General features: G+C 68.7%; 18 protein-coding genes. 6 read left to right on the forward strand and 12 right to left on the reverse strand.

Features of this window, described 5'->3' with window-relative positions; genetic code table 11:
- Positions 1 to 26: 26 nt before the first annotated feature.
- From NKG98_RS10220 to NKG98_RS10230, 3 genes are all read left to right on the forward strand, one after another.
- Positions 27 to 350, forward strand: a complete 324-nt coding sequence (locus NKG98_RS10220; protein ID WP_254765823.1) for a tRNA-binding protein — start codon at positions 27 to 29, stop codon at positions 348 to 350.
- Between the two features lie 76 nt (positions 351 to 426).
- On the forward strand, positions 427 to 1,848 hold the full coding sequence (locus tag NKG98_RS10225) for an APC family permease (RefSeq protein WP_254765824.1): 1,422 nt from the start codon (positions 427 to 429) through the stop codon (positions 1,846 to 1,848).
- Between the two features lie 9 nt (positions 1,849 to 1,857).
- Positions 1,858 to 2,664 carry a universal stress protein gene (locus tag NKG98_RS10230; RefSeq protein ID WP_254765825.1) on the forward strand — a complete coding sequence of 269 codons (807 nt, stop codon included), beginning with the start codon at positions 1,858 to 1,860 and terminating at the stop codon, positions 2,662 to 2,664.
- On the opposite strand, the gene NKG98_RS10235 is transcribed toward NKG98_RS10230, so the two are convergent.
- A complete protein-coding gene (locus NKG98_RS10235; protein WP_254765826.1) occupies positions 2,658 to 3,419 on the reverse strand; it encodes a universal stress protein in 762 nt (253 codons plus the stop codon). The genes NKG98_RS10230 and NKG98_RS10235 overlap by 7 nt on opposite strands.
- 103 nt (positions 3,420 to 3,522) lie before the next feature.
- On the opposite strand from NKG98_RS10235, the gene mutS reads away from it, so the two are divergent.
- Positions 3,523 to 6,138: a DNA mismatch repair protein MutS gene (gene mutS / locus NKG98_RS10240; protein ID WP_254765827.1), complete on the forward strand. Its 2,616-nt coding sequence runs from the start codon at positions 3,523 to 3,525 to the stop codon at positions 6,136 to 6,138.
- Between the two features lie 60 nt (positions 6,139 to 6,198).
- Here the strand turns inward: mutS and pyrI are convergent, their stop codons facing one another.
- Together pyrI and pyrB are read right to left on the reverse strand one after the other, a co-directional pair.
- Positions 6,199 to 6,666 carry an aspartate carbamoyltransferase regulatory subunit gene (pyrI, locus tag NKG98_RS10245; protein WP_254765828.1) on the reverse strand — a complete coding sequence of 156 codons (468 nt, stop codon included), beginning with the start codon at positions 6,664 to 6,666 and terminating at the stop codon, positions 6,199 to 6,201.
- Positions 6,663 to 7,571, reverse strand: coding sequence for an aspartate carbamoyltransferase (pyrB, locus tag NKG98_RS10250; protein ID WP_254765829.1), 909 nt, complete (start codon positions 7,569 to 7,571; stop codon positions 6,663 to 6,665). Before pyrB ends, pyrI begins: the two co-directional genes overlap by 4 nt.
- A gap of 161 nt (positions 7,572 to 7,732) precedes the next feature.
- On the opposite strand from pyrB, the gene NKG98_RS10255 reads away from it, so the two are divergent.
- Positions 7,733 to 8,191, forward strand: a complete 459-nt coding sequence (locus NKG98_RS10255) for a helix-turn-helix domain-containing protein (protein WP_254765830.1) — start codon at positions 7,733 to 7,735, stop codon at positions 8,189 to 8,191.
- Between the two features lie 395 nt (positions 8,192 to 8,586).
- On the opposite strand, the gene argF is transcribed toward NKG98_RS10255, so the two are convergent.
- On the reverse strand, positions 8,587 to 9,474 hold the full coding sequence (gene argF / locus NKG98_RS10260) for an ornithine carbamoyltransferase (RefSeq protein WP_254765831.1): 888 nt from the start codon (positions 9,472 to 9,474) through the stop codon (positions 8,587 to 8,589).
- The gene (gene arcC / locus NKG98_RS10265) at positions 9,474 to 10,385 is read right to left on the reverse strand and encodes a carbamate kinase (RefSeq protein ID WP_254765832.1); all 912 of its coding nucleotides are present in this window, start codon (positions 10,383 to 10,385) and stop codon (positions 9,474 to 9,476) included. Before arcC ends, argF begins: the two co-directional genes overlap by 1 nt.
- A 378-nt stretch (positions 10,386 to 10,763) precedes the next feature.
- Between arcC and arcD the strand changes: the two genes are divergently transcribed.
- On the forward strand, positions 10,764 to 12,227 hold the full coding sequence (arcD, locus tag NKG98_RS10270) for an arginine/ornithine antiporter ArcD (protein ID WP_254765833.1): 1,464 nt from the start codon (positions 10,764 to 10,766) through the stop codon (positions 12,225 to 12,227).
- 700 nt (positions 12,228 to 12,927) lie between these two features.
- Here the strand turns inward: arcD and NKG98_RS10275 are convergent.
- The 7 genes from NKG98_RS10275 to NKG98_RS10305 form a co-directional block, all read right to left on the reverse strand.
- Positions 12,928 to 14,388, reverse strand: coding sequence for an arginine deiminase family protein (locus tag NKG98_RS10275; RefSeq protein WP_304612834.1), 1,461 nt, complete (start codon positions 14,386 to 14,388; stop codon positions 12,928 to 12,930).
- Positions 14,389 to 14,536: 148 nt separating this feature from the next.
- Positions 14,537 to 15,343 carry an IclR family transcriptional regulator gene (locus tag NKG98_RS10280; protein ID WP_254765834.1) on the reverse strand — a complete coding sequence of 269 codons (807 nt, stop codon included), beginning with the start codon at positions 15,341 to 15,343 and terminating at the stop codon, positions 14,537 to 14,539.
- A 1,020-nt stretch (positions 15,344 to 16,363) separates the two neighbouring features.
- Positions 16,364 to 17,209, reverse strand: a complete 846-nt coding sequence (locus NKG98_RS10285; RefSeq protein WP_254765835.1) for an ABC transporter permease subunit — start codon at positions 17,207 to 17,209, stop codon at positions 16,364 to 16,366.
- Complete coding sequence (locus NKG98_RS10290) at positions 17,206 to 18,129, reverse strand: ABC transporter ATP-binding protein (protein ID WP_254765836.1); 924 nt, start codon at positions 18,127 to 18,129, stop codon at positions 17,206 to 17,208. The genes NKG98_RS10285 and NKG98_RS10290 overlap by 4 nt, the downstream gene beginning before the upstream one ends.
- Positions 18,130 to 18,274: 145 nt before the next feature.
- Positions 18,275 to 19,168: an ArsR/SmtB family transcription factor gene (locus NKG98_RS10295; RefSeq protein ID WP_254765837.1), complete on the reverse strand. Its 894-nt coding sequence runs from the start codon at positions 19,166 to 19,168 to the stop codon at positions 18,275 to 18,277.
- A gap of 65 nt (positions 19,169 to 19,233) precedes the next feature.
- Positions 19,234 to 20,115, reverse strand: a complete 882-nt coding sequence (locus NKG98_RS10300) for a DUF6920 family protein (protein ID WP_254765838.1) — start codon at positions 20,113 to 20,115, stop codon at positions 19,234 to 19,236.
- A gap of 59 nt (positions 20,116 to 20,174) precedes the next feature.
- A complete protein-coding gene (locus NKG98_RS10305) occupies positions 20,175 to 21,059 on the reverse strand; it encodes a type II CAAX endopeptidase family protein (protein ID WP_254765839.1) in 885 nt (294 codons plus the stop codon).
- Between the last annotated feature and the right edge of the window lie 97 nt (positions 21,060 to 21,156).

Consider the following 21,156-nt stretch of genomic DNA (forward strand, 5'->3'; position numbering starts at 1 on the left):
GTGAGGGCGGATCGTCACCCCGTCGCATGGTCGAGAGTCCGTTCGACGTCGAGATTCGCGTCGGCGAGGTGCGAGACGCCGAGGCGTTCCCGGAGACGAACAAGCCGGAGATGGTCAAACTGCGGGTCGACCTCGGCGGCGAGGCGGTGCAGTCGGCGGCGCAGTTGGGCTACCACCACGACCCCGACGAACTGGTCGGCGAGCAGGTGCTGTGCGCGACGAACCTCGGGAGCGTCCGGATCGCGGGCTTCGAGTCCGAGGCCCTGACCGTCGGCGTCCCCGGCGACGACGGCAACCCGGTGCTGGTGACCCCCGAGGAGGGGGTGCCGCTGGGGGGCGCGCTGTACTGACGGCCCCGGGAAGCCGCCGGGACGAGGAGTCGGACTGTCCAGTACAGATATACGTCGGGCGGACCCACGTCCCACCATGGGCGAGCCGCCACCGTCGGCGACGGGGACCAACGTCGAGGGCGAGGCACCCCTGATCGAGCCGACGATCGAGACCGAAGAAGCGACGATCACCGACGACGCCGAACTCGAGCGGACGCTCGGCCTCCCGGGCGGGCTGTCGATCGGGATCGGGACGATGATCGGCGCCGGCATCTTCGTCTTCCCCGGGATAGCGGCCGGGCAGGCCGGGCCGGCCGCGTCCGCGTCGTTCGCGATCGGTGCCGTCGTCGCCCTGCTGGTCGCGCTGCCGACGTCGGAACTCGCGACGGCGATGCCGAAAAGCGGCGGCGGCTACTACTTCATCTCCCGGGCGCTGGGGAGCCTCGCGGGGGCGGTCGTCGGGCTCTCGCTGTGGTTCGGCCTGGTGTTCGCGACCGCCTTCTACCTCGTCGGCTTCGGCTACTACGCCGTGGACACGCTGGCCGAGGTCGGCGTCGCGGTCGGCGAGGGCCCCGTCATCCCGATCGCGGTCCTCGCGGGCGCCGCCTTCGTCGTCCTGAACGTCACGGGGACGGAAAACGCCGCGAAGCTCCAGAACGGGGTCGTCGCGCTGTTGCTCTCGATCCTGGTCGTCTTCCTCACGGTCGGCGGCCTCGACGCGGTCGGCCTGATCGGCGAGCCGGCGACGCCCGAGCGGTTCGCGCCCTTCGGGCCGATGCGCGTGTTCACGACGGCGGCGCTCGTGTTCACCTCCTACCTCGGCTTCGCGCAGGTGGCGACCGTCGCGGGGGAGATGAAAGATCCCGGCCGGAACCTGCCGCTGGCGATGGTCGGCTCCGTACTCGTGGTCGGGGTCCTCTACGTGGCGACGATCTTCGTCGCGACGAGCGGGCTCGGGAGCGACACGCTCGGCGATCTCGGCGAGACGGCGATGGTCGAGGTCGGTCGCCACTACCTCGGCCCGGTCGGCGCGTTCGCCATCGTCTTCGGCGGCCTGCTCGCGACGATGTCGAGCGCCAACGCCTCCGTCCTGAGTACCTCGCGGGCCATCTACGCCGTCTCGAAGGACGCCCTGTTGCCGCGGGGCGCGACCCGGATCAACCTCCGGTACGGGACGCCACACGTCGCGCTGGGGATGGCCGGCGGCCCGATCCTCGTGTTGACCGCGACCGGGCGCGTCGAGTTGCTCGCGGAGGTCGCCTCGTTCCTGCACCTGCTCATGTACGGGCTGATGTGCGTCGCGTTGATCGTGTTGCGCCGGGACGAGCCGGAGTGGTACGACCCCGACTTCCGGGCGCCCGGCTACCCCGTCGTGCCGGCGCTCGGCGCGATCGCCAGCTTCGCGCTGATCGCGTTCATGCAACCGGGGTCGCGGTACGTCGGCGCCGGAATCGTCGTCGCGACCGCCGCCTGGTACGTCTACTACGCCCGGGACGTCGACCTGAAAGGGGCCCTCTGACCGACGATCATGACACGCATACTCGTTCCACTGGCGATCCTCGAAGGTGAGTCGGTGTCGGCCGGTCTCGTCGACCTGCTCGCGCCGCTGGACGTCGTCGTCCTCGGCTACCACGAAGTGCCCGAGCAGACGCCGCCCGACCAGGCGCGACTGCAGTACGAAGAGCGGGCGACCGACGCCCTCGCGGACGTCGCCGCGGAGTTCGACGGCGGGGGGACCGCGGAGTACCGGCTCGTGTTCACGCACGACCGCGAGCAGACGTTCGAGCGCGTCGCCGCGGAAGTCGGCGCCGACGCCTACGCCGTCCCGGGGGCGACCGGCCCGGTCGACCGGCTCCTCGTGACGCTGACCGGCGACGTCGCCGTCAGCCGGATCGTCTCGTTCGTCGCCACGCTGGTCGGCGACCGCGATATCGGCGTCACGCTCTTTCTGGCGACCGACGACGAACCCGGCGGCCGCGAGTTACTCGAACGGACCGCGGCACCGCTCGCCGACCGCGGCGTCGACGTCGGGACCGAACTGGCCGTCGACGAGCCGCCGCTGGAGGCGCTGCTCGACGCCGCGGTCGGTCACGACGCCATCGTCATGGGCGAGCGGGCGCCGTCGCTGCTCTCGCTCGTCTTCGGCGAGACGGCCGAGCGCGTCGCCGCCGAGTCCGTCGGCCCGGTGCTCGTCGTCCGGCGAGTCGAAGACGAGGAGGACGAGGAGGGCGAGGAGGCCGAGGAGGACGGAGAGGCCGAGGAGAGCGAGGAGCGCGGGCGGGACGAAGACGGGAACGGACCCCGCGGTTCGGACCGGCCGTCGCCGGATCAGTGATCGTCGGCCCCCTCCGCGTTCGCGTCCCCTTCGAGGTACTCCCCGCGGATCACGAGCACCGGATCGACCGTTCCGCCGGCTAACGTCTTCGCCCGGTCCCGGAGCACGAGCCGACGCACGGACGGGCGGCTCTCCCCGACGACGAGCATGTCGTGTTCGGTCGCGGCCGCGATGATCTCCCGGGTCGGCGAGCCGTCGACGGCGAGGTCGGTGTCGATCCGGTCGCGGTCGACTCCCTCGGCGGCCAGCGCGTCGGCCGCGTCCGCGAGGAGGTCCGCGCCGCGCTCGCGGTCGCCCTCGTCGTCGACGACGTGGAAGAACGTCACTTCGAGGTCGGTGCCGGTCAGCAACACCCCGAGGAGGTCGGCGATGTACTCGAGGTTGACGTCCCCGCGGACGGCGACGAGCACCGACTCGAGGACGGGCGCGGGGTTGAGCAGCAAGAGCGCGTCGCAGGCGGCGTCGAGGGCGACGCGCTCGAACGTCTGCAGCCGATCGTGCGTGAACACGAGCCGCGAGGAGACGTCGAGGCAGCCGGCGTCCGCGAACACGTCTTCGAGTTCCTCGAGTTCGGCGCGTGCGCTCGCGCCGAACTGGTCGCGGGCCTGATCGGTCCCGATCTGGTCGGGGATCTCACGGTAGGCAAGAAGGGCGACGGGGACGGACGCGAACGCCTCCACGATCGTCGTCGGAACGGCTTCGCCGCCGAGGACGTCGACCGGGACGAGAACGCGGTGGTCGCGAGGCGCCGTCATGCTCGGTGCCGTCGGTCCTACCACGGCCCGCGGTATATAGCTCCGGTCGATCGCCCACCCCTGAATCCGCAGCATTTTAGCGCTGGAAGGACAGTCACCGACTATGACCGAGGCGACGGGGATCGTCGGTGAGTTTCTCTCGCTGAAAGCGGGGACCGACGCCGACGTGCTGGCGATGCAGTGTGGGGACTTCTACGAGTTCTTCGGCGACGACGCCGAACTCGTCGGCGAGGAACTCGACCTGAAGGTGACCTCGAAGTCCTCGCAGGGCCAGTCGTACCCGATGGCCGGCGTCCCCCTCGACGACCTCACGCCGTACCTCAAGGCGCTCGTCGAGCGCGGCTACCGCGTCGCCGTCGCCGACCAGTACGAGACCGACGGCGGCCACGCCCGCGAGATCGTCCGCGTCGTCACCCCCGGGACCCTGCTGGAGACGAGCGACGCCGACGCCCAGTACCTCGCGACCGTCGTCGAGGACGAGGGGGGCTACGGCCTCGCGTTCGCCGACGTGACGACCGGGCGCTTCCTCGTCGCCGACGCCGCCGACGTCGACGAGGCCCTGACCGAACTCTACCGGTTCGACCCCGTCGAGGTGCTGCCCGGCCCCGAGGCGCGCAACGACGACGACCTGCTGGCGCGGCTCCGCGAGCGCCTCGACGCCACGACGAGCCTCCACGACGCCGAAGCCTTCGCGCCGAAGCGGGCCGCCCACGCCGTCCGCGAGCAGTTCGGCCGCGAGCGCGTCGACCGCCTCGACGCCGCCGAGGCCGCGATCAGGGCCGCGGGGGCGATCCTCTCGTACGTCGAGGAGACCGGCGCGGGCGTGCTCGCGTCGATGACGCGCATCGGCGCCCACCGCGGGGACGACCACGTCACCCTCGACGCGACCACCCAGCGCAACCTCGAACTCACCGAGACGATGCAGGGCGGGCGCGACGGCTCGCTGTTCGCGACGGTAGACCACACCGAGACGAGCGCCGGCGGCCGCCTGCTCAAGGAGTGGATCCAGCGCCCGCGGCGGTCGCTCGCGACCCTCGAGGAGCGGCAGGCCTGCGTCGAGGCGCTCTCGTCGGCGGCGCTGGCCCGCGACGAGATCCGCGAGACCCTCGGCGACGCCTACGACCTCGAACGGCTGGCCTCGCGGGCGACCCACGGCAGCGCCGACGCCCGCGACCTGCTCGCGGTGCGGGACACCCTCGGGGTCCTCCCGCGGCTGGCCGAGGCGGTCGCCTCCCACCCCGACCTCGCCGACTCGCCGCTTTCTCGGATCGTCGACCGGCCCGACCGCGAGGCGGCGGCCGACCTGCGGGAGACCCTCGCGGAGGCCATCGCGGAGGAGCCGCCGTCGACGGTCACGCAGGGTGGCCTGCTCAAACGCGGCTACGATCCGGAACTCGACGAGGTGATCGAGCGCCACGAGGAGGTAAAGCGGTGGCTCGACACCTTAGCCGAGCGCGAGAAGCGCCGCCACGGGCTGAGCCACGTCACCGTCGACCGGAACAAGACCGACGGCTACTACGTACAGGTCGGCAAGTCCGCGGCCGACGGCGTTCCCGACAACTACGAGGAGATCAAGACGCTGAAGAACTCGAAGCGGTTCACGACGCCGGAACTCGAGGAGAAAGAACGCGAGATCCTCAGATTCGAGGAACGCCGGGGCGACCTCGAGTACGAACTCTTCGGCGAACTGCGCGAGGCGGTCGCCGACCGCGCCGCGTTGCTCCAGGACGTCGGCCGGGCGCTGGCGACCGTCGACGCGCTGACGAGCCTCGCGACCCACGCGGCGGAGAACGGCTGGGTCAGGCCCGACCTCCACCGCGGCGACGGCCTCGACGTCTCGGGGGGTCGCCACCCCGTCGTCGAGCAGACGGTCGAGTTCGTCCCGAACGACGTGCGGATGGACGACGACCGGCGGTTCCTGATCGTCACCGGCCCCAACATGTCGGGGAAGTCGACGTACATGCGGCAGGTGGCGCTGATCGTCCTGCTCGCGCAGGTGGGGAGTTTCGTCCCCGCCCGCGAGGCGTCGGTCGGCCTCGTCGACGGCATCTTCACCCGCGTCGGCGCGCTCGACGAACTCGCGCAGGGCCGGTCGACGTTCATGGTCGAGATGATCGAACTCTCGAACATCCTCCACGCCGCCACCGACGACTCGCTCGTGATCCTAGACGAGGTGGGACGCGGGACGGCGACGTACGACGGCATCTCGATCGCCTGGGCGGCGACGGAGTACCTGCACAACGAGGTCGGCGCGAAGACGCTGTTTGCCACCCACTACCACGAGTTGACCGGCCTCGCCGAGCACCTCCCCCGCGTGGCGAACGTCCACGTCGCCGCCGACGAGCGCGACGGCGACGTCACCTTCCTGCGGACCGTCCGCGAGGGGCCGACCGACCGCAGTTACGGCATCCACGTCGCAGACCTCGCCGGCGTGCCGGACCCGGTCGTCGACCGCTCGCGGGACGTCCTGGAACGGTTGCGCGAGGAGAAGGCGATCGAGGCCAGAGGCGGCGGCTCGAACGACCCCGTCCAGACGGTCTTCGACGTTTCGAGCGGCCAGTTCCGCGGGCCGGCCAACGCCGACGGGGGCGAGCGACCCGACCGCGACCCCGAGACGGCGGCGATCCTCGACGATCTGGAGTCGATCGACGTAAACGAGACGCCGCCGGTCGAACTGATGGCGAAGGTACGGGAGTGGCAGCGACGACTCGGCGAGTAGCGCCGGCGGGTGCGCGAAGACGACGGCGACGAGGGGAGACGACGCGGCGTATCGTCGGCGTCAGTCGGTGACGAGGTGCTGGGTGAACGCGTCCTCGACGATGGTGCCACAGTAGTCACAGCGGATGCCGTCACCGACGACCTCGAACGACGTCTCGACCGGTTCGTCGGCGTTCGTGATGCAGTTGTGGTTCGGGCAACCGATGACGCCCACGACGCGGTCGGGGCGTTCGACGCGCGTCTTCTCGGCCACCTCGAACTCGCGGATGATGTTGATCGTCGCCTTCGGGGCGATCAACGAGAGGACGTCGACCTCGGACGGACTCAGTTCGCGGTCCTCGATCTTCACGATGTCCTTCCCGCCGAGTCGGTCGGAGGGGACGTTCATCCCGATGCTGACCCCCGTCCCCTCGGAGCCGTCGATGTCGAGGATCGAGAGGACGTTCAGCGCCTGACCGGCCGTGACGTGGTCGATGACGGTGCCGTTTCGGATCTTGCTGACGCGGAGTTCGTGGTCGTTGTCGCTCATGCGTTGAGGAGGGAGTCGAGGAGGGCCATCCGGACGGGAACGCCGTTGTGGGCCTGCTCGAAGTAGGTTTCGTGGGAGGTGTCGTCGACGTCGGGTGCGATCTCGTCGACCCGCGGGAGCGGGTGCATCACCGTCAGGTCGTCCGCGGCCGCCTCGAGGGTGTCGGCGTCGATCTCGTACTCGCCGGCGATCTTCCGGTACTCGTTCTCGTCGGGGAACCGCTCGCGCTGGATGCGCGTCACGTAGAGGACGTCGAGGTCGGGGAGGACGGCGTCGACGTCGGTGTGTTCCTCCACGTCCGCGCCCGCCTCGTCGAGTTCGTACCGGACGCTCTGGGGGAGCCGCAGCGACTCGGGGCTGATGAAGTGCTGGCGGGCGTCGAAGTTCGTCAGCGCCGTCGACAGCGAGTGGACGGTCCGGCCGTACTTCAGGTCGCCCATGATACCGATCGTCAGGCCGTCGAGGCGCGCGTTCTTCCGGATGGTGTAGAGGTCCAGCAGCGTCTGGGACGGGTGGTGTCCGGCGCCGTCGCCGCCGTTGACGACGGGCACGTCGACGAACTCCGAGGCCAGTTTCGCCGACCCCTCGCTGGGGTGACGGAGGACGATGCCGTCGGCGTACCCCTCGATGACCCGGACCGTGTCGGCCAGCGTCTCGCCTTTCTTCACCGACGAGGACTCGACCGGCCCCATGTCGACCGTGTCCCCGCCGAGGCGCTTCATCGCCGTGTCGAAGCTCATCTTCGTCCGCGTGCTCGGCTCGAAGAAACACAGCGCGAGGACGCTCCCGGCCTGCGCGTCGGCCACCGACTCGGGATCGGCGTCGATCTCCGCCGCCCGGTCGAGCACCGCCGTGATGTCATCCCGCGAGAGCTGGGTCGCGGAAATGAGGTGGGTGTGGCGCATCGTACGCGCCTGAGCGTTGGTCGGTCTTCAATCTTCCTTTATCAAATATCGTGCGGTTGTGACGGCCACCCACGGTACTGACCGTCCCGCAGCGAGCGAGCGTCCGGCCGAACGCGACGAGAGGCGATAGAATTATTTTCCTATGAGTCGTTCCGGGGAACATGGGCCACCTCGACGACGTCACCGTTCCGGAACTGCGACGGGCCCTCGACCGCGTCGAGGGGAAGACGCCGACGCTGCGGCTGGTCGCCGCGATCGCGTACAAAAACGGCGTCACGCAGACCGAACTGGCCGACTGGTTCGGCGTCGACCGGCGGACGATCTACAACTGGCTCGACCGCCTCGACCGACGGCCGCTGGCGGCGGCCGCACGGGACGAGCGGCGGCCGGGCCGGCCGCGGAAACTGACGGCCGACCAGCGGGCGGAACTCGAGGCGGCGCTCGAAGCGCCGCCCGCCGAGGCCGGCTACGACGCCCGCGCGTGGACGCCCGCGCTCGTCCGCCGCCACCTCCGCGAGAGGTTCGACGTCGCGTACTCGCGGGCGAGTTGCAGACGGCTGTTGAAGGGGGTCGGATACACCTACGACGCCGGGGCGAGACGCTGGCGGCCCCCGGAGTAGCGGGCGGCGGAGGACCGGCCGCGCGGCCGGACGTCTATCGACGAATGTGAGAAGTTACTTTTGTCGATCCCCGCTGCAGGGATGGACCGAACCATCACGTGATCGACACCCGTGCTGATCGTCACCCGAGGCGACCGCCGTCGGCCCCGTCATATAGCGGAGGTTTACATACATAGGTTCGTAAGAGATCCGGGCGGCGAGTCGTCTCACACCGGCTCCGCCGGCGTGGGTGCGATAGGTCAGGAAGGTGGGTCGTCAGCGGCCGCCCGCCCGGTTCGGTGTGGCGGCCGCGGCGTCGGACCGAGACGGCGCGAGACCGACGGCTCGCGGGGCCAACGCGTGAAGCGGACGACGGTCCGTCGGCTCGAACTGGCCGTCTCCGTCGTGCGTTCGCGTCACTCCTCGACGAGCGCGTGGACGATCGCCTTCTGGATGTGCATCCGGTTCTCGGCCTGGTCGAAGATGACCGACTGCGGGCCGTCGGCGACCTCGGCGGTGACCTCCTCGCCGCGGTGGGCGGGGAGACAGTGCATGAAGACGGCGTCGTCGGCGGCGGCGTCCATGAGGTCCTGGTCGACCTGGTAGCCGTCGAACTCGGCGAGTTTCTCCTCGCGTTGCTCCTCCTCGCCCATGCTGACGAAGACGTCGGTGTAGACCGCCGTCGCGCCGTCGACCGCCTCGTAGGGGTCGTTGGTGACCGTCACGTCGGCGTCGGCGACGCGCTCCTGAATCTCCTCGTCGGGCTCCATCCCCTCGGGGGTGGCGATCCGGCAGCTCACGTCCATCTTCGCACACGCCTGCATCAGCGAGTGGGCGACGTTGTTACCGTCGCCGACGAACGCCAGCGTGTCGAGGCGGTCCTTCTCGTGGAGGGTGTAGAGGTCGGTGAGCGCCTGGCACGGGTGCAGGAAGTCGGTGAGACCGTTGATCACCGGCACGTCGGCGTGCTCGGCCAGTTCGATCATCTCCTCGTGGTCGAACAGCCGGGCCATGATGGCGTCCTCGTAGCGGGACATGACCTGGCTGACGTCCGAGATCGGTTCCCCGCGGCTGAGCTGGGAGGACCCCATCTCGAAGAAGATCGCGTGGCCCCCGAGCTGGGTCATGCCCGTCTCGAAGGACAGGCGGGTCCGCGTCGAGGGCTTCGCGAACAGCATCACCAGAGTCTTGTTGTCCATCACCGAGGAGAACTCGTCGGGGTTCTCCTTCATCCGGTCGGTGAGGTCAAACAGTTGTTCGATGTCGTCGCGGCTCAGGTCGTCGATGTCTACTAGGTGTTGCATCATTCTATAATTGTACCGTTATTTCTATTCAATGCTTCGGTTGCGGTCTCGAGCGACGTGATAATCGCTCGCTCACCGCCGTTCCGGACGAACTCCGCACAGGCTTCGATCTTGGGAGCCATGCTCCCCTCGCCGAACTCCCCGGACTCGATGAGTTCGTCGGCCTCCTCCGGGCTCAGGCTGTCGATCCGCTCCTGGTCTTCGGTGCCGAAGTTCCGATACGCGGCTTCGACGTCGGTCAGGATGAGCAGCTGTTTGGCGCCGATTTCGTTCGCGAGCACCTGCGAGCCGCGATCCTTGTCGATGACCGCCTCGACGCCGCGGAGATCGCCGTCCTCCTCGACGACCGGCACGCCGCCGCCACCACAGCAGATGACGGGCTGGCCGGTCTCGACGAGGGTCGCGATGGCCTCCGATTCGACGATTTCGAGGGGCTTCGGCGACGGGACGACGCGTCGGTAGCCGACGTCGCCGTTGCTCCGCGTGGCCTCCTTCGTCCGGAAGTCCTTCTCCGCGGCCTCCGCCTCGTCGTAGAAGGGGCCGACGCGCTTCGTCGGATCGTCGAACGCGGGGTCGTCCGGGTCGACGATCGTCTGCGTCGTCGGGTTCGCCGGCGTCACCCCGAACTCGTTGCGCAGTTCCTGTTGCAGGAGGTAGCCGATCTGCGCCTGCGACTCGGCCCCGATCACGTCGAGGGGCTTCGGGTACGCCGACTCCGACTCCTCGTTCTGCAGGAGAAGCTGGCCGACCTGCGGGCCGTTCCCGTGCGTGAAGACGAGATCGTGACCGCGCTCGTACAGCTCCGCGATGTGCGGCGCCGCCTGTCGTATGCTTCGACGTTGGTCGTCGATAGATCCTTCTCCGTCTCTTAGCAGGGCGTTGCCACCCAGCGCTACGACCATGTAACCCATGGCTACCCGAACGTTGGACACCCGCCGAGAAGAATCTTGTGTAGATTCCAGCCCGGTGGTAGCGAAACGGGGAAGTGCCACGTTACACGGACACACGGCCTGCTACCGCCGCTCGCGCTCCCGCCGGCCGCTCCCGACGAGGGCGCAATACCATCTTGATTCGCGTGTGTGCGACGAGCAACACGCGCGTGGACGGGGCTCCCGTCACCGCGACGAGGGACGAAACGGCCCGTCGATGGGAGGGAGAGGCGCTCGCGTCACCTCGGCCTTTAGAACAACTTGATTCCGAGTAAATTACACACGTGTAATCGTACGTTACTTCTCGGCAAGAACTGGCGGTACCTTTATTCCCCGTAGCTGTCAACCGTCAACTGTAGTATGGTAGAGTTTGAGCCGAAAAGTTACGACGACTTTGATCCGGATCGACTCCCGTCGCTCCCGGAGGCACTCGTTCCCGTCGCAGGGATGATCCTGTTCCTCGCGGTAGGTATCGTGTACATGGGCCTCGACGCCCAGATGCCGTTACTGTGGGGGATCGCGTTCATCGGCCTGATCGCGAAGTACCACTGGGGGTATAGCTGGGACGAGCTATTCGACGGGATAACGAACAGTATCGTGATGGGGGCGGGCGCGATCTTCATCCTCTTCGTGATCTACATGCTGATCGCCTCGTGGATCGACGCGGGGACGATCCCGTGGATCATGTACTACGGGCTGGAGGTCCTCACCCCGAGCGTCTTCCTCCCGCTCGCGGCCATCATCTCGTTCATCGTCGCGTTCGCGATCGGGTCGTCGTGGACGACGGCAGGGTCGCTCGGTATCGCGCTGGTCGGGATCGGCGCCGGCCTCGGCATTCCCGCGCCGATGACCGCCGGTGCGATCCTCTCGGGCGTCTACATGGGCGACAAGCAGTCGCCGCTGTCGGACACCACGCTGCTGGCCTCCGGTGTCAGCAACGCCGACCTGTGGGACCACGTCCGGGGGATGGCGCCTAACACGATCATCATCGGCGTCATCTCCGTCGCGCTGTACGCCTTCCTCGGCCTCACCACCGAACCGGCCAGTGGAGGTGCCGCCGGCGAAGTCGCCGAGATTCAGGGCGCGCTCGCGGGGAGCTACGAGCTGTCCGTCCTCGTGCTGATCCCGCTTATCATCACGTTCGGCCTCGCGCTGGCCGGCTACCCCGCGCTGCCGGCTCTCGGCGCCGGCGTCTTCTCGGCGGTCGGCATCTCGGTGTTCGTCCAGGGTAACGGGTTCGCCCAGGCGTGGGGGACGGTCCACTACGGTACCGCCCCCGAGACGGGCGTCGACCTCGTCAACGACCTGCTCGCGAGCGGCGGTCTCGACGGCTCGATCTGGGTCATCACGATCGTCTTCGGCGCGCTGGCGATCGGCGGCCTGCTCGAGGTCACCGGCGTGCTGGCCGTCCTCGCGCACAACACCGCCAAGGCCGTCAAGGGCGTCGGCAGCGTCACGCTCGCCACCGCCGTCGGCCCGCTGCTCATGAACATCCTCACCGCCGACCAGTACATGTCGATCGTCGTGCCCGGCATGACGTTCCGGGACCTCCACGACGAGTACGGGCTCGACGAGACCACCCTCTCGCGGACGCTGGAGGAGACCGGGACGGTCTCGGAGTCGATGATCCCGTGGAACTCCGGCGGCGTCTTCATGGCGGCCGCGCTGGGCGTTCCGACGCTCACGTACGTCCCGTACTTCTTCGTGGGACTGCTCTCCCCGATCCTGGTCGTTCTCATGGGGATGCTCGACTGGAAGATGTACTACAAGGACGACTCCGGCGGGGACGAAGCGACCGCGGAGGTCGCGGAACCCACCGCGTAACCGTCCGATCTCGTCCGATTTTTTGACGCGGCGTCGACGCCCGTAAGCGCCAGCGCCAGCGGTCCGCCGCGACGCCCCGCCACGTCGGCACCCGACCGCTCGCCGGTGCGCGACGCCGCGTACCGATCACCACGCCTCCGCGCACCCGCCGCCCTCGTACGCTTCGACCGCCGCGGGTCGTCGGTGCCCTCGGCGTCGGTACGACCGTCCGTCGCCTCGACGTCCGTCCGCGGCCGTGACCACCGGGAAGCGCCGGCCGGCCCCGACCGCGTCGGACGGCCTGTCGCGGCGACGTCCGCGCCCGTCTCCGGTCGGAGGCCACCGTCGATCACTCGGTCGAGGCGACCGACACGTCGCCGTGCCGGCCGCGTGCGGAACGGACGACGGCGCGTCCGAACGGTCGACGGAGGGCGTGTGCGTCGGGCGTCGCCGCGCGTCGACTACCCCCGGGCGTCCGTAGGCGGGGCTCGACGCCGTCACACGGCCGTCCAGTAGCGCTCGTCGCCGGGACGCCGCTCGCGGTCACCTCGTCGCCGCCGATCGGATGCGACTGCGGGCGGCGAACGACGAAGGCGGGAGACGAGAACGACGAAGGCGGAGGATAGGTCGTCGTGGGAATCGAACGCGCCGGCGGCGCCGCGGTCACGTTGGCGTGCGCCGTCGACGGGAAACGGAGAGGTGAAAAGCCGTGGCAGATCGATCAGACGCGGCGGATCGGCGTCGTCATGCAGTGGATGGCGCCGTAGCCCGCCCGGAGGTTCTTGATCTTGCGGCCCTCGCCGTCGGGGACGATCTCGACGTCGTACTCCTCGCGCAGTTCGGTGATAAACGGGACCATCACGCCGTCGTCGCTCTCGTCGAACCGCACCGGCAGGATCTTCCGCGGGCCGAGCGTCAGGAAGTTCGTGACGGCCTTCAGCGCGGCGTCGGCGTCCTCGTGGTCCGGGTCGATGAGTTCGACGGCGTCGACGACCTCGAAGCCCTTCTCGCGGATGTACTCCCCGAAGTTGACGTCCGGCCGGGTGAGTTCGTAGGGACACTCGTCGCCGCCGTCGGTGCGCTCGTAGACGTCGACCACGGTGTTGTCCACGAGTTCCTGGTGGGCGACCACGAGGTCCTCGTCGGCGAAGTTGAACCACGTGTCGAGGTGCATGATGTCCATGTCGACCTCGCTGTCCTCGGACCGCTTCTGGGCGGCCTCGAACGGCGCCCGGACGAGGGCGACCTCGTCCGTACCGAAGGCGTCCTCGACGAGGAGCTTGTGCCCCGCCGCGTAGGTGGTCCGGTGGACCAGTTCGGTGTCCTCGGCCGTGACGCCGAGTTCGGGGTAGGTGTCGCCCTCCGAGATCTTCGCGGACGTCCCCAGCAGCGCGAAGTCGCCGGCCGGGATGAAGTCGCCGCCCTCGATCGTCACGTCGGTCGACTGGATGTCGTCGCGTTCGGGGACGTACTCGCTGACGTCGTGGGTGTCGACCCGACTCAGGTCGGCGACGATCTCGACGTCGTACTCGCCGTCGAGCGCCTGCCAGGAGGCCCGCGCGATGTCGACCTCGGGCTGTCGGGTGGTCTGTTTCATGCTGCACAGGACGACCCCCTTCCGGGTCACGAAGTGGGGGTCGCGCTGGAAGTACATGTTCGTCAGCGGCTGGCTCAGCGTGACGCTGGACGTGTCACAGCGGGTCGGATTGGTCCCCTCGAAGTCGCCGTTGTCCTCCGCCCGGTGGCGAACGACCTTGGCGTTGCTCGCGACCGCCTGTAGCTGGGTGTGCGGGCTGAGCCCGTGCAGGCGCGTCCAGAGTTTGTCCTGCTCGCTCAGTTCGTTCTGCGGGTCGAGGTCGCTGAGGTCGAACTGCACGCGCGAGGAGAGCAGCGCGTCCATCTCGCCGTTCGAGGCGAGGTCGTCGTGGAGATAGTGGACGGCGTCGTCGTCGCCCAGCGCCTCGCGGAAGTCGTCGGCCAGCGCGTGATGCTCGCGCTGGGCCTCCACGAGGGAGAACTGTTCGAGGAACAGGTTCGGCTCGGGATCGAGAATCCCGACGAACGTTTCCACGCCGGGGAGGTGCATTCGAACGGCCTCCAGCGGCGCCCACTCCGCGGTTGCCTGTACTTTCGGTGCGTCTGTCTTGCGGTTTCGGTCGCCGCGTTGCGTACGTTCGGTCAAGTCGATCAGCGCTCCGTAGGAGTCGATTCGCAGTTTCGAGCTATAAACCTTCTGCCGATTCTACAGAAGCCGGAAGCAGCGGCCGATGACGGGGTATGCGAACGATTCGCGGTCTCGCCCGGCGCCCGAAGAGCGCGCCGGGACGCGGTCACTCGTCCTCGTCGTACGACTCGGTCTCCAGGTTCACCTCGATGAGGTTCGCCGTCTCCATCACCGTGTCCGGGAGGTCCTCGGTGAAGCGGTCCCCCCGGAGGCGGCTGGCCGGCGCCGTCACGCTCACCGCCCCGGCGAGCCGTCCGTCCTGGAACAGGATCGGCGCGCCCACCGCGCGGGTCCCGCGGATCTTCTCCTCGTCGTTGATCGCGTACCCGCGCTCCCGGACGGTCTGCAACTCGGCTCGAAGCTCCTCGGGGTCCGTGATCGTGTTCTCGGTCTGCGGTTCGAGTTCGCCGTCGCCGACGATCTCGTCGATCCGCTCCTCGGACAGGTGCGCGAGGAGCGCCTTCCCCGCCGCGCTGTCGTAGAGTTCCTGTGGGGTCTCGCGCATCCTGAGGTGGTACTCCTTTGCCACCGCGTCCTTTCCGATCGACTCGTAGATCGCCACCTCGCCGCCGTTGCTCTCGATGACCAGGTGGACGTACTCGCCGGTCTCCTCGGCGAGCGAGTCGACGGCCTCCCAGCCGGCCCAGTAGAGCGGCGTGTGGTTCCGGACGTGTTCGCCGATCGTGACGAACCGGTAGCCCAGTCTGTAGGCGTCGCCCTCCCTCGTGACGAGTCCCTGCCGGTCGAACGTCGTCAGGTAGGTGTGGAGCGTCCCCTTGCTGAGGTCGACGTCCGCGTCGAGATCCGCGAGCGTCGCGCCGCCGCGATCTTTGATAGCTTCAAATATCTCCATCGCCCGCAGTACGGAGCCGATTTGACGAACCTCGTCTCGATCGGGCGCGCTTGCGTCCATAGTGGACGGTTGTAGTACCAGTGGTATAAGTCATCGCCCAACTCCCGTATCTCTGGACCGAGAAGATGGGTTTGATACTATCGGACGGCCGATCGGGGCGGTCGAGCCGGTGACGCGAGGAATTTCAACGTCGACGTCGCGATAGCGGCGAGATACGGCCCTGAGACGGTCGTTTTCGTCCGAACACGAACGGGGGCGTCGAACGTGACGGCGAACTGCGTTTGAAATGCTCGAACGGCTCCGTTTCGGCCGAAACGACCGAACGCGACCCGATTAACCCAATTCCGGCGTTTCAGGCCCGCCAGACCCCACTATTCGAGAGGGTCACGTAGAACGCACGCGGGAAGCGCGTCGAAACGACGCGTTCGCCGTTCGATATCCTCAAACGAACGTGTTCGTCGTTCGACCCTAAAAGCCAAGATTTGGCGGGTGAGAGGCCTTGAGTCGTCCGAACCGTGCCGAGCCCCGGATCGACGTCGAACCTCCGCGCTCCCGGCATCCATTACGATAGTACGGTTGTAATCGACAGGGCGAGCATCCCATTACAAACATATGTTTGTAATCCAATCGTCCGTCCCCGGCGGACCCTCGACCACCGCACGAACGGGGATCGGTTCGCGGAGTCGGCCCACGACCCCGACCGGGACGGCATCGTTAGAAACTATTTGAGAGTTGTTGTGCATCTATTAACTCGATCCGTAAATTTCGGTCGCGGAGCGCGAGTCACGACCGGGAGCGCACCTGGCGCGATTTTCGAGGGTTTCACGCCCGATCAGCGGACGGAGCGCGTTCGTCGTCGGTCCACAGTGACTCACCGACGAGTCGGTCGGATACTCGGCCAAGAACTGCCCAAAACGTTCGACATCGGAACCCAATTCGGCGAGATCACGGGTATCGTGGAACGGGCTGAAATGTAGTTTACATACCTCGTGAATAAAATCAAAATAGAGTTTATACCCGCCGGCCGAGCACCCGACTCGCTCTCGACGCCCGGCGGGGCCGGCGCCGTCGCGGCCCCGCTCAGAGGTCGGCGGCGGCAAAGCGGCGGTAGCCGATCGTCAGCGGGACGACCAGCCAGAACGCGAGCACGGCGAACCCGACCGCGGGGTCCGCGTAGAACGCGTCGATCTCGCCGGCACCCATCGCCGCGCCGGTCGTGGACGCGAGGTCCGGCAACGCGGCAGCGAGCGCCGTGATGTACGCCGACGAGGGCGAAATCTGCGACACGAGGAACGTCCAGTCGGGCATCCGCGCGGGCAGCGAGAAGCCGTTGGCGGCGTAGACGACCGCCATCGGAACGACGTCCCACAGGAGTTCGAACGCGACGAAGAAGCCGAGCGCGAACGTCGTCGCCCGCGATGTCGACCCCGTCGTCGCGGAGATGGCGACGACGATGCTCACGTAGACGGCGGCGAACAGCAGCGTGACGAGTACGAACGTCGCGACGGGGACGAGTTCGACCGTGCCGAGCAGCGCGAGGCCGAACCCGAGGCCGGCCGCGAGGCCGATCGCCAGCGCGGCCACGAGCACGGCCGTTCGGCCGAGTACCTTCCCCACGAGCACGTCGCGGCGGGTGTGGGGCAGTGCGAGGAGCAGTTTGATGCTCCCCAGTTCGCGCTCGCCGGCGATCGACTTGTAACAGATCACGATCGCCGTCAGCGCGACGAACAGGGCCGCGTTGCCCGCCGTGAAGAACAGCAGGCCGCCGATGGAGGCCTCCTCCGTCCCCCCGAGCATGGCGGGCAGTTCGACGTACGAGTACGACGTCAGCGTCAGCACTACCACGAAGACGCCGAGCAGCGCCCACAGCGCCCGCGAGTGACTCGCGTCCCGGAAGTCCTTCTTCGCGACGGCGGCCCAGCTCATGCGCGGACCTCCACTTCCTCTTCGGTCGTGTACTTCACGAACAGGTCCTCGAGCGAGGACTCCTCGACCGAGAAGTCGCCCACGGTCGCGCCGGCGTCGTCGAGGGCGTTGAGCACGTCGAACTTCGAGCCGTCGGTCAGCGACACCCGGAGGCGCTCGCCGTCGAGGGCGACGTCGGTCACCCCGTCGATCCCGGCGACCGTTTCGAGGATCGCGTCGTCGACGCCGGAGACGGCGACGTCGAGGAGCGTCGCCGCCGCGGTCGACTCGCGCAGGCCGTCGACCGTGTCGACCGCGACCAGTCGGCCGCGGTTGATGATAGCCACGCGGTCACAGATCGCCTCGACTTGCTCCATGACGTGACTGGAGAAGAAGACGGTCGTCCCGCGGGCGTTCTCCTCGCGGACGATTTCGCGCATCTCGCGGGCGCCGTTCGGGTCGAGCCCCGAGGAGGGTTCGTCGAGCACGAGGAGGTCGGGGTCGCCGACCAGCGCCATCGCGAGGACGAGCCGCTGGCGCATCCCCTTCGAGTAGCCGCCCGCCTTGCGGTCGGCCGCCCCCGCGATGCCGACGCGGTCGAGCACGGCGTCGACGTCCTCGTCGATCCCCTTCGACTCGGCGACGAACTCGACGTGCTGGCGGCCGGTGAGGCGGTCGTAGGCGTGGTAGGCGTCGGGGAGGACGCCGGTCCGCCGGCGGACGGCGAGGCTCTCCGCCTGCGCGTCGTGGCCGAGCACCGTCGCGGTGCCCTCGGTGGGTCGAACGAAATCGAGCAGGATGTCGATCGTCGTCGACTTCCCGGCGCCGTTCGGGCCGAGGAAGCCGAAGATTTCGCCCTCCTCGACGGTCAGGTCGAGGCCGTCGACGGCGACCACGTCGCCGTACCGCTTGGTCAGCCCGGAGAGTTCGATCGCTACCATCGCCCCTCCGTTCCGGGTCGATTCCGCTCACAGTCGGCCAGAATGGTACTCACAGGTCGTACGGTGGATAGGCTAGGGCATAAGTATTGTTAATTGTGTTACATATTGACAGCCGCGTTACTCAAACCCGTTTGAGAAGACCGGATCAGCCGCCGTCGACCGGCGTCACGGCGAGCGAATCGTCCATTTCGAGGGCGAGCGTCTCGCCGTCGAGCGTGATCTCGAAGCGGGCCTCGAACGGCGAGCGGGAGGCGACGTCGACCGTCCAGTCGTCGGACGCGAAGCGGCCGAAAAGCTCCCAGAGCGGCGTTTCGAGCGGCGGGAGGCCGTGGCGACGGAGGAAGTCGGCGGCCGTGGGGTGGAGCGCGACCGGTACCTCGATCGGGACGTGGATCACCATCCGGCACTCGCGACAGGTGCTGACGACGGTGTAGAAGGACACACCGTCCCGGTCGTGCGCGTCGACGGACGCGTCGGCGCGGCCGTAACACTCCGGGCAGACGCCCCCGCGGGTCGCGACGAACGCGCTCCAGATGCGGTAGCCGAAGCTCTCGGTTATCTCCGCCGGCGACCGTCCCGCGGCCTGACTCCGCGGGAACGAGTCGACCAGCAGGGTCGACTCGCACGCCGAACACCGCACGACGAACCGCTCCTCGTGCAGGTCGGCGACGAGGTCGGCCTCGCGACAGACCGGACAGGTGCCGTCGACGGCGACCGCGTCGAACGCGGGCGGACTCTCGTAGAGGCCCGAGCGGACGGCGCGAACGATCTTGTCGCCGGCGTAGGTCAGCCGGTAGCCCTCGGGCGTCTCGGCGACGAACCAGCCGACCAGTCGCTTGAGGTGGTAGGCAAACTGCGAGGTGCTGTCGACGTCGACCGCCTCGTACAGTTCCGTAAACGACATCACGTACCCGTTGGTCCGTTCCTCCCACTCCCGGTCGGCCAGCGCGAACAGGATTTCGAGGCGGCGTTCGCTGCCGAGCGCCTCGATCGCGTCTATCGCCGCCCGACCGATGTCGGCGTCGTCCGAGGACTCCATGGGGGAGGGTAGGGCGTCGGCGCCTAAACCAGCATCCTCTCGGTTCGGACCCGTCCCGACGACGATCAGCCCCGCCCGCCGACGTCCCCGTCCGTCAGGCGCTCGATCGACGTCACGCGCGCTCGCCAGTAGGGCAGGTCCCCCTCCGGCAGGTTCCACTCGACGTCGGCTTCGAGCGGAACCAGCAGGCCGTCTCGCTCCGCGTAGTCCCGGAAGCGCCCCGTCCAGGGGGCGTAGGCGTCGTCCTCCTGCCGGTACCGGTCGGCCGTCACCCGCGTCACCAGCCCCCGGTCGTCGACGTGGAAGACGAGCGAGGCGGTCACGCCGCGGTGTTCGAGCGTCGCCCTCGCCGAGCGGTCGTCGATCGCCTCCCACTCGACGGCCCGGTCGAGCAGCGCGTCGGGGTACCAGACGGCCTCGGCGAGGTACCGCGTCAGTTCCCCCTCGTTCATCTCCGGGGAGGGGCCGGCGTCCGCCACCGTGACCGCCGAGCGGAGTTTCGCCCGCAGGATCCCCTCCCCGTTCGCGTACAGGTCGACGACGCGGGCCGGGAGCAGCGGGAAGACGTCGATCGTCGCGTCCCAGACGAAGCCGGGCGGGTCGACCGCGACGTGCTGGGTCGCCCGCAGCGGCCGCCACGGGGCGTCCGGCCCGCCGAGGCGGAACTCGCCGCGCTGGCGCAGGCGGACCAGCCGGGCGCGACCGGCGGTCGGCCCGTCCCCGAGGACGGTCCCGAGGTACCGCTCGACGGGCGCCGGGAGAGTCGACGGGTCCGCGTCCGCGTCCGTCGACCCCGCCGCGGCGGCCGCACGGAGGGCGTCCACGTGGCCGTCGATCTCGGCCTCGAAGCGGCGCGCGCGCCTCGCGCCGGCCGCGGCCGCGGCGCCGCCGAGCGCCGCGAGCGCGACGGCCGCCGTCGGCCACCGGCGTTTGAGGAGGTTGCTCATACGACGATACCTCGCTCCGCCGGGCAAAAAGGTGCGCGTGAACGGGCGCCCGGTCGCGGTCACCGGCCGTCGGACCGCCCGCCGTCCGGGGTCGGCCGGCCGACGCGCGAGGCGTGGAGGCCCCGGCCGACGACCGCGACGACCGCGAGCGCCAGCGCCACCGTGATCAGGGTGTGCGAGACGTTCAGCACGGTCAGCGCCTCCCAGTCGACGACGTCGCCGGCGACGATCTCCTCGAACTGCACCGGCGCGAGCGAGCCGAGGGCGTTCTCGGCGCCGTGCATCAGCATCGCCAGCAGGATGCTCCCGCCCGAGCCGTTGTAGACCCACGCGAGTAGCACCGAGAAGCCCGTGATCCCGACGAAGTACGCGAGTTGCGACGGCAACGACCACTGGGAGTGGATCGTCGTCGGATCGAAGAACAGCGGCAGGTGCCAGAGCCCCCACAGGATCCCGACGACGACCGCCGCGGGCGTCGCGCCCAGCCGCGCCTGCAGTTCGGGCTGGGCGAAGCCGCGCCAGCCGAGTTCCTCCTGCCCGCCGCCGAGGAACGTCGCGAGGACGAGGCCGATCCCGAGAGTGACGACGTCGGGCGAGAACGTCCCGAAGTCGACGGGTCCGCCCGCGAACTGGGCGACGGCCGCCGCCGCGAGCGTGATCGCGGCCGGGACGCCGATCGCCGCGGCGTACCACTTCGGGTGGACCCGCCAGCGGACGATCCCCCGCGCCCACTCGCGGAGGCCGTCGCCAGCGGCGACGAGGACGACGGCGGCGGCGATCGCCGGCCCGAGCGCGCTGAGGAAGCCGCTGACGATCCAGCGCGTCCACGAGGGGTCCATCTCCAGGACGATGACGATGCCGTTCAGCGACCACGAGATCGCGTACGCGAGGGCGAAAAACGACAGGAGCCGGTGGTCGGCGATCCAGTTGTCGGTTCGGGTCACGGTGTGTCGGTAGCGCCCGTCCCGGAAAAGGTTGTCTGTTTGATACGTATCGGAATCGCAACTCAAACGGAGTTGAGCGACGCGAGCGGCACGTCGG

This window comes from Salinilacihabitans rarus (assembly GCF_024296665.1).
Classification (GTDB): domain Archaea; phylum Halobacteriota; class Halobacteria; order Halobacteriales; family Natrialbaceae; genus Salinilacihabitans; species Salinilacihabitans rarus.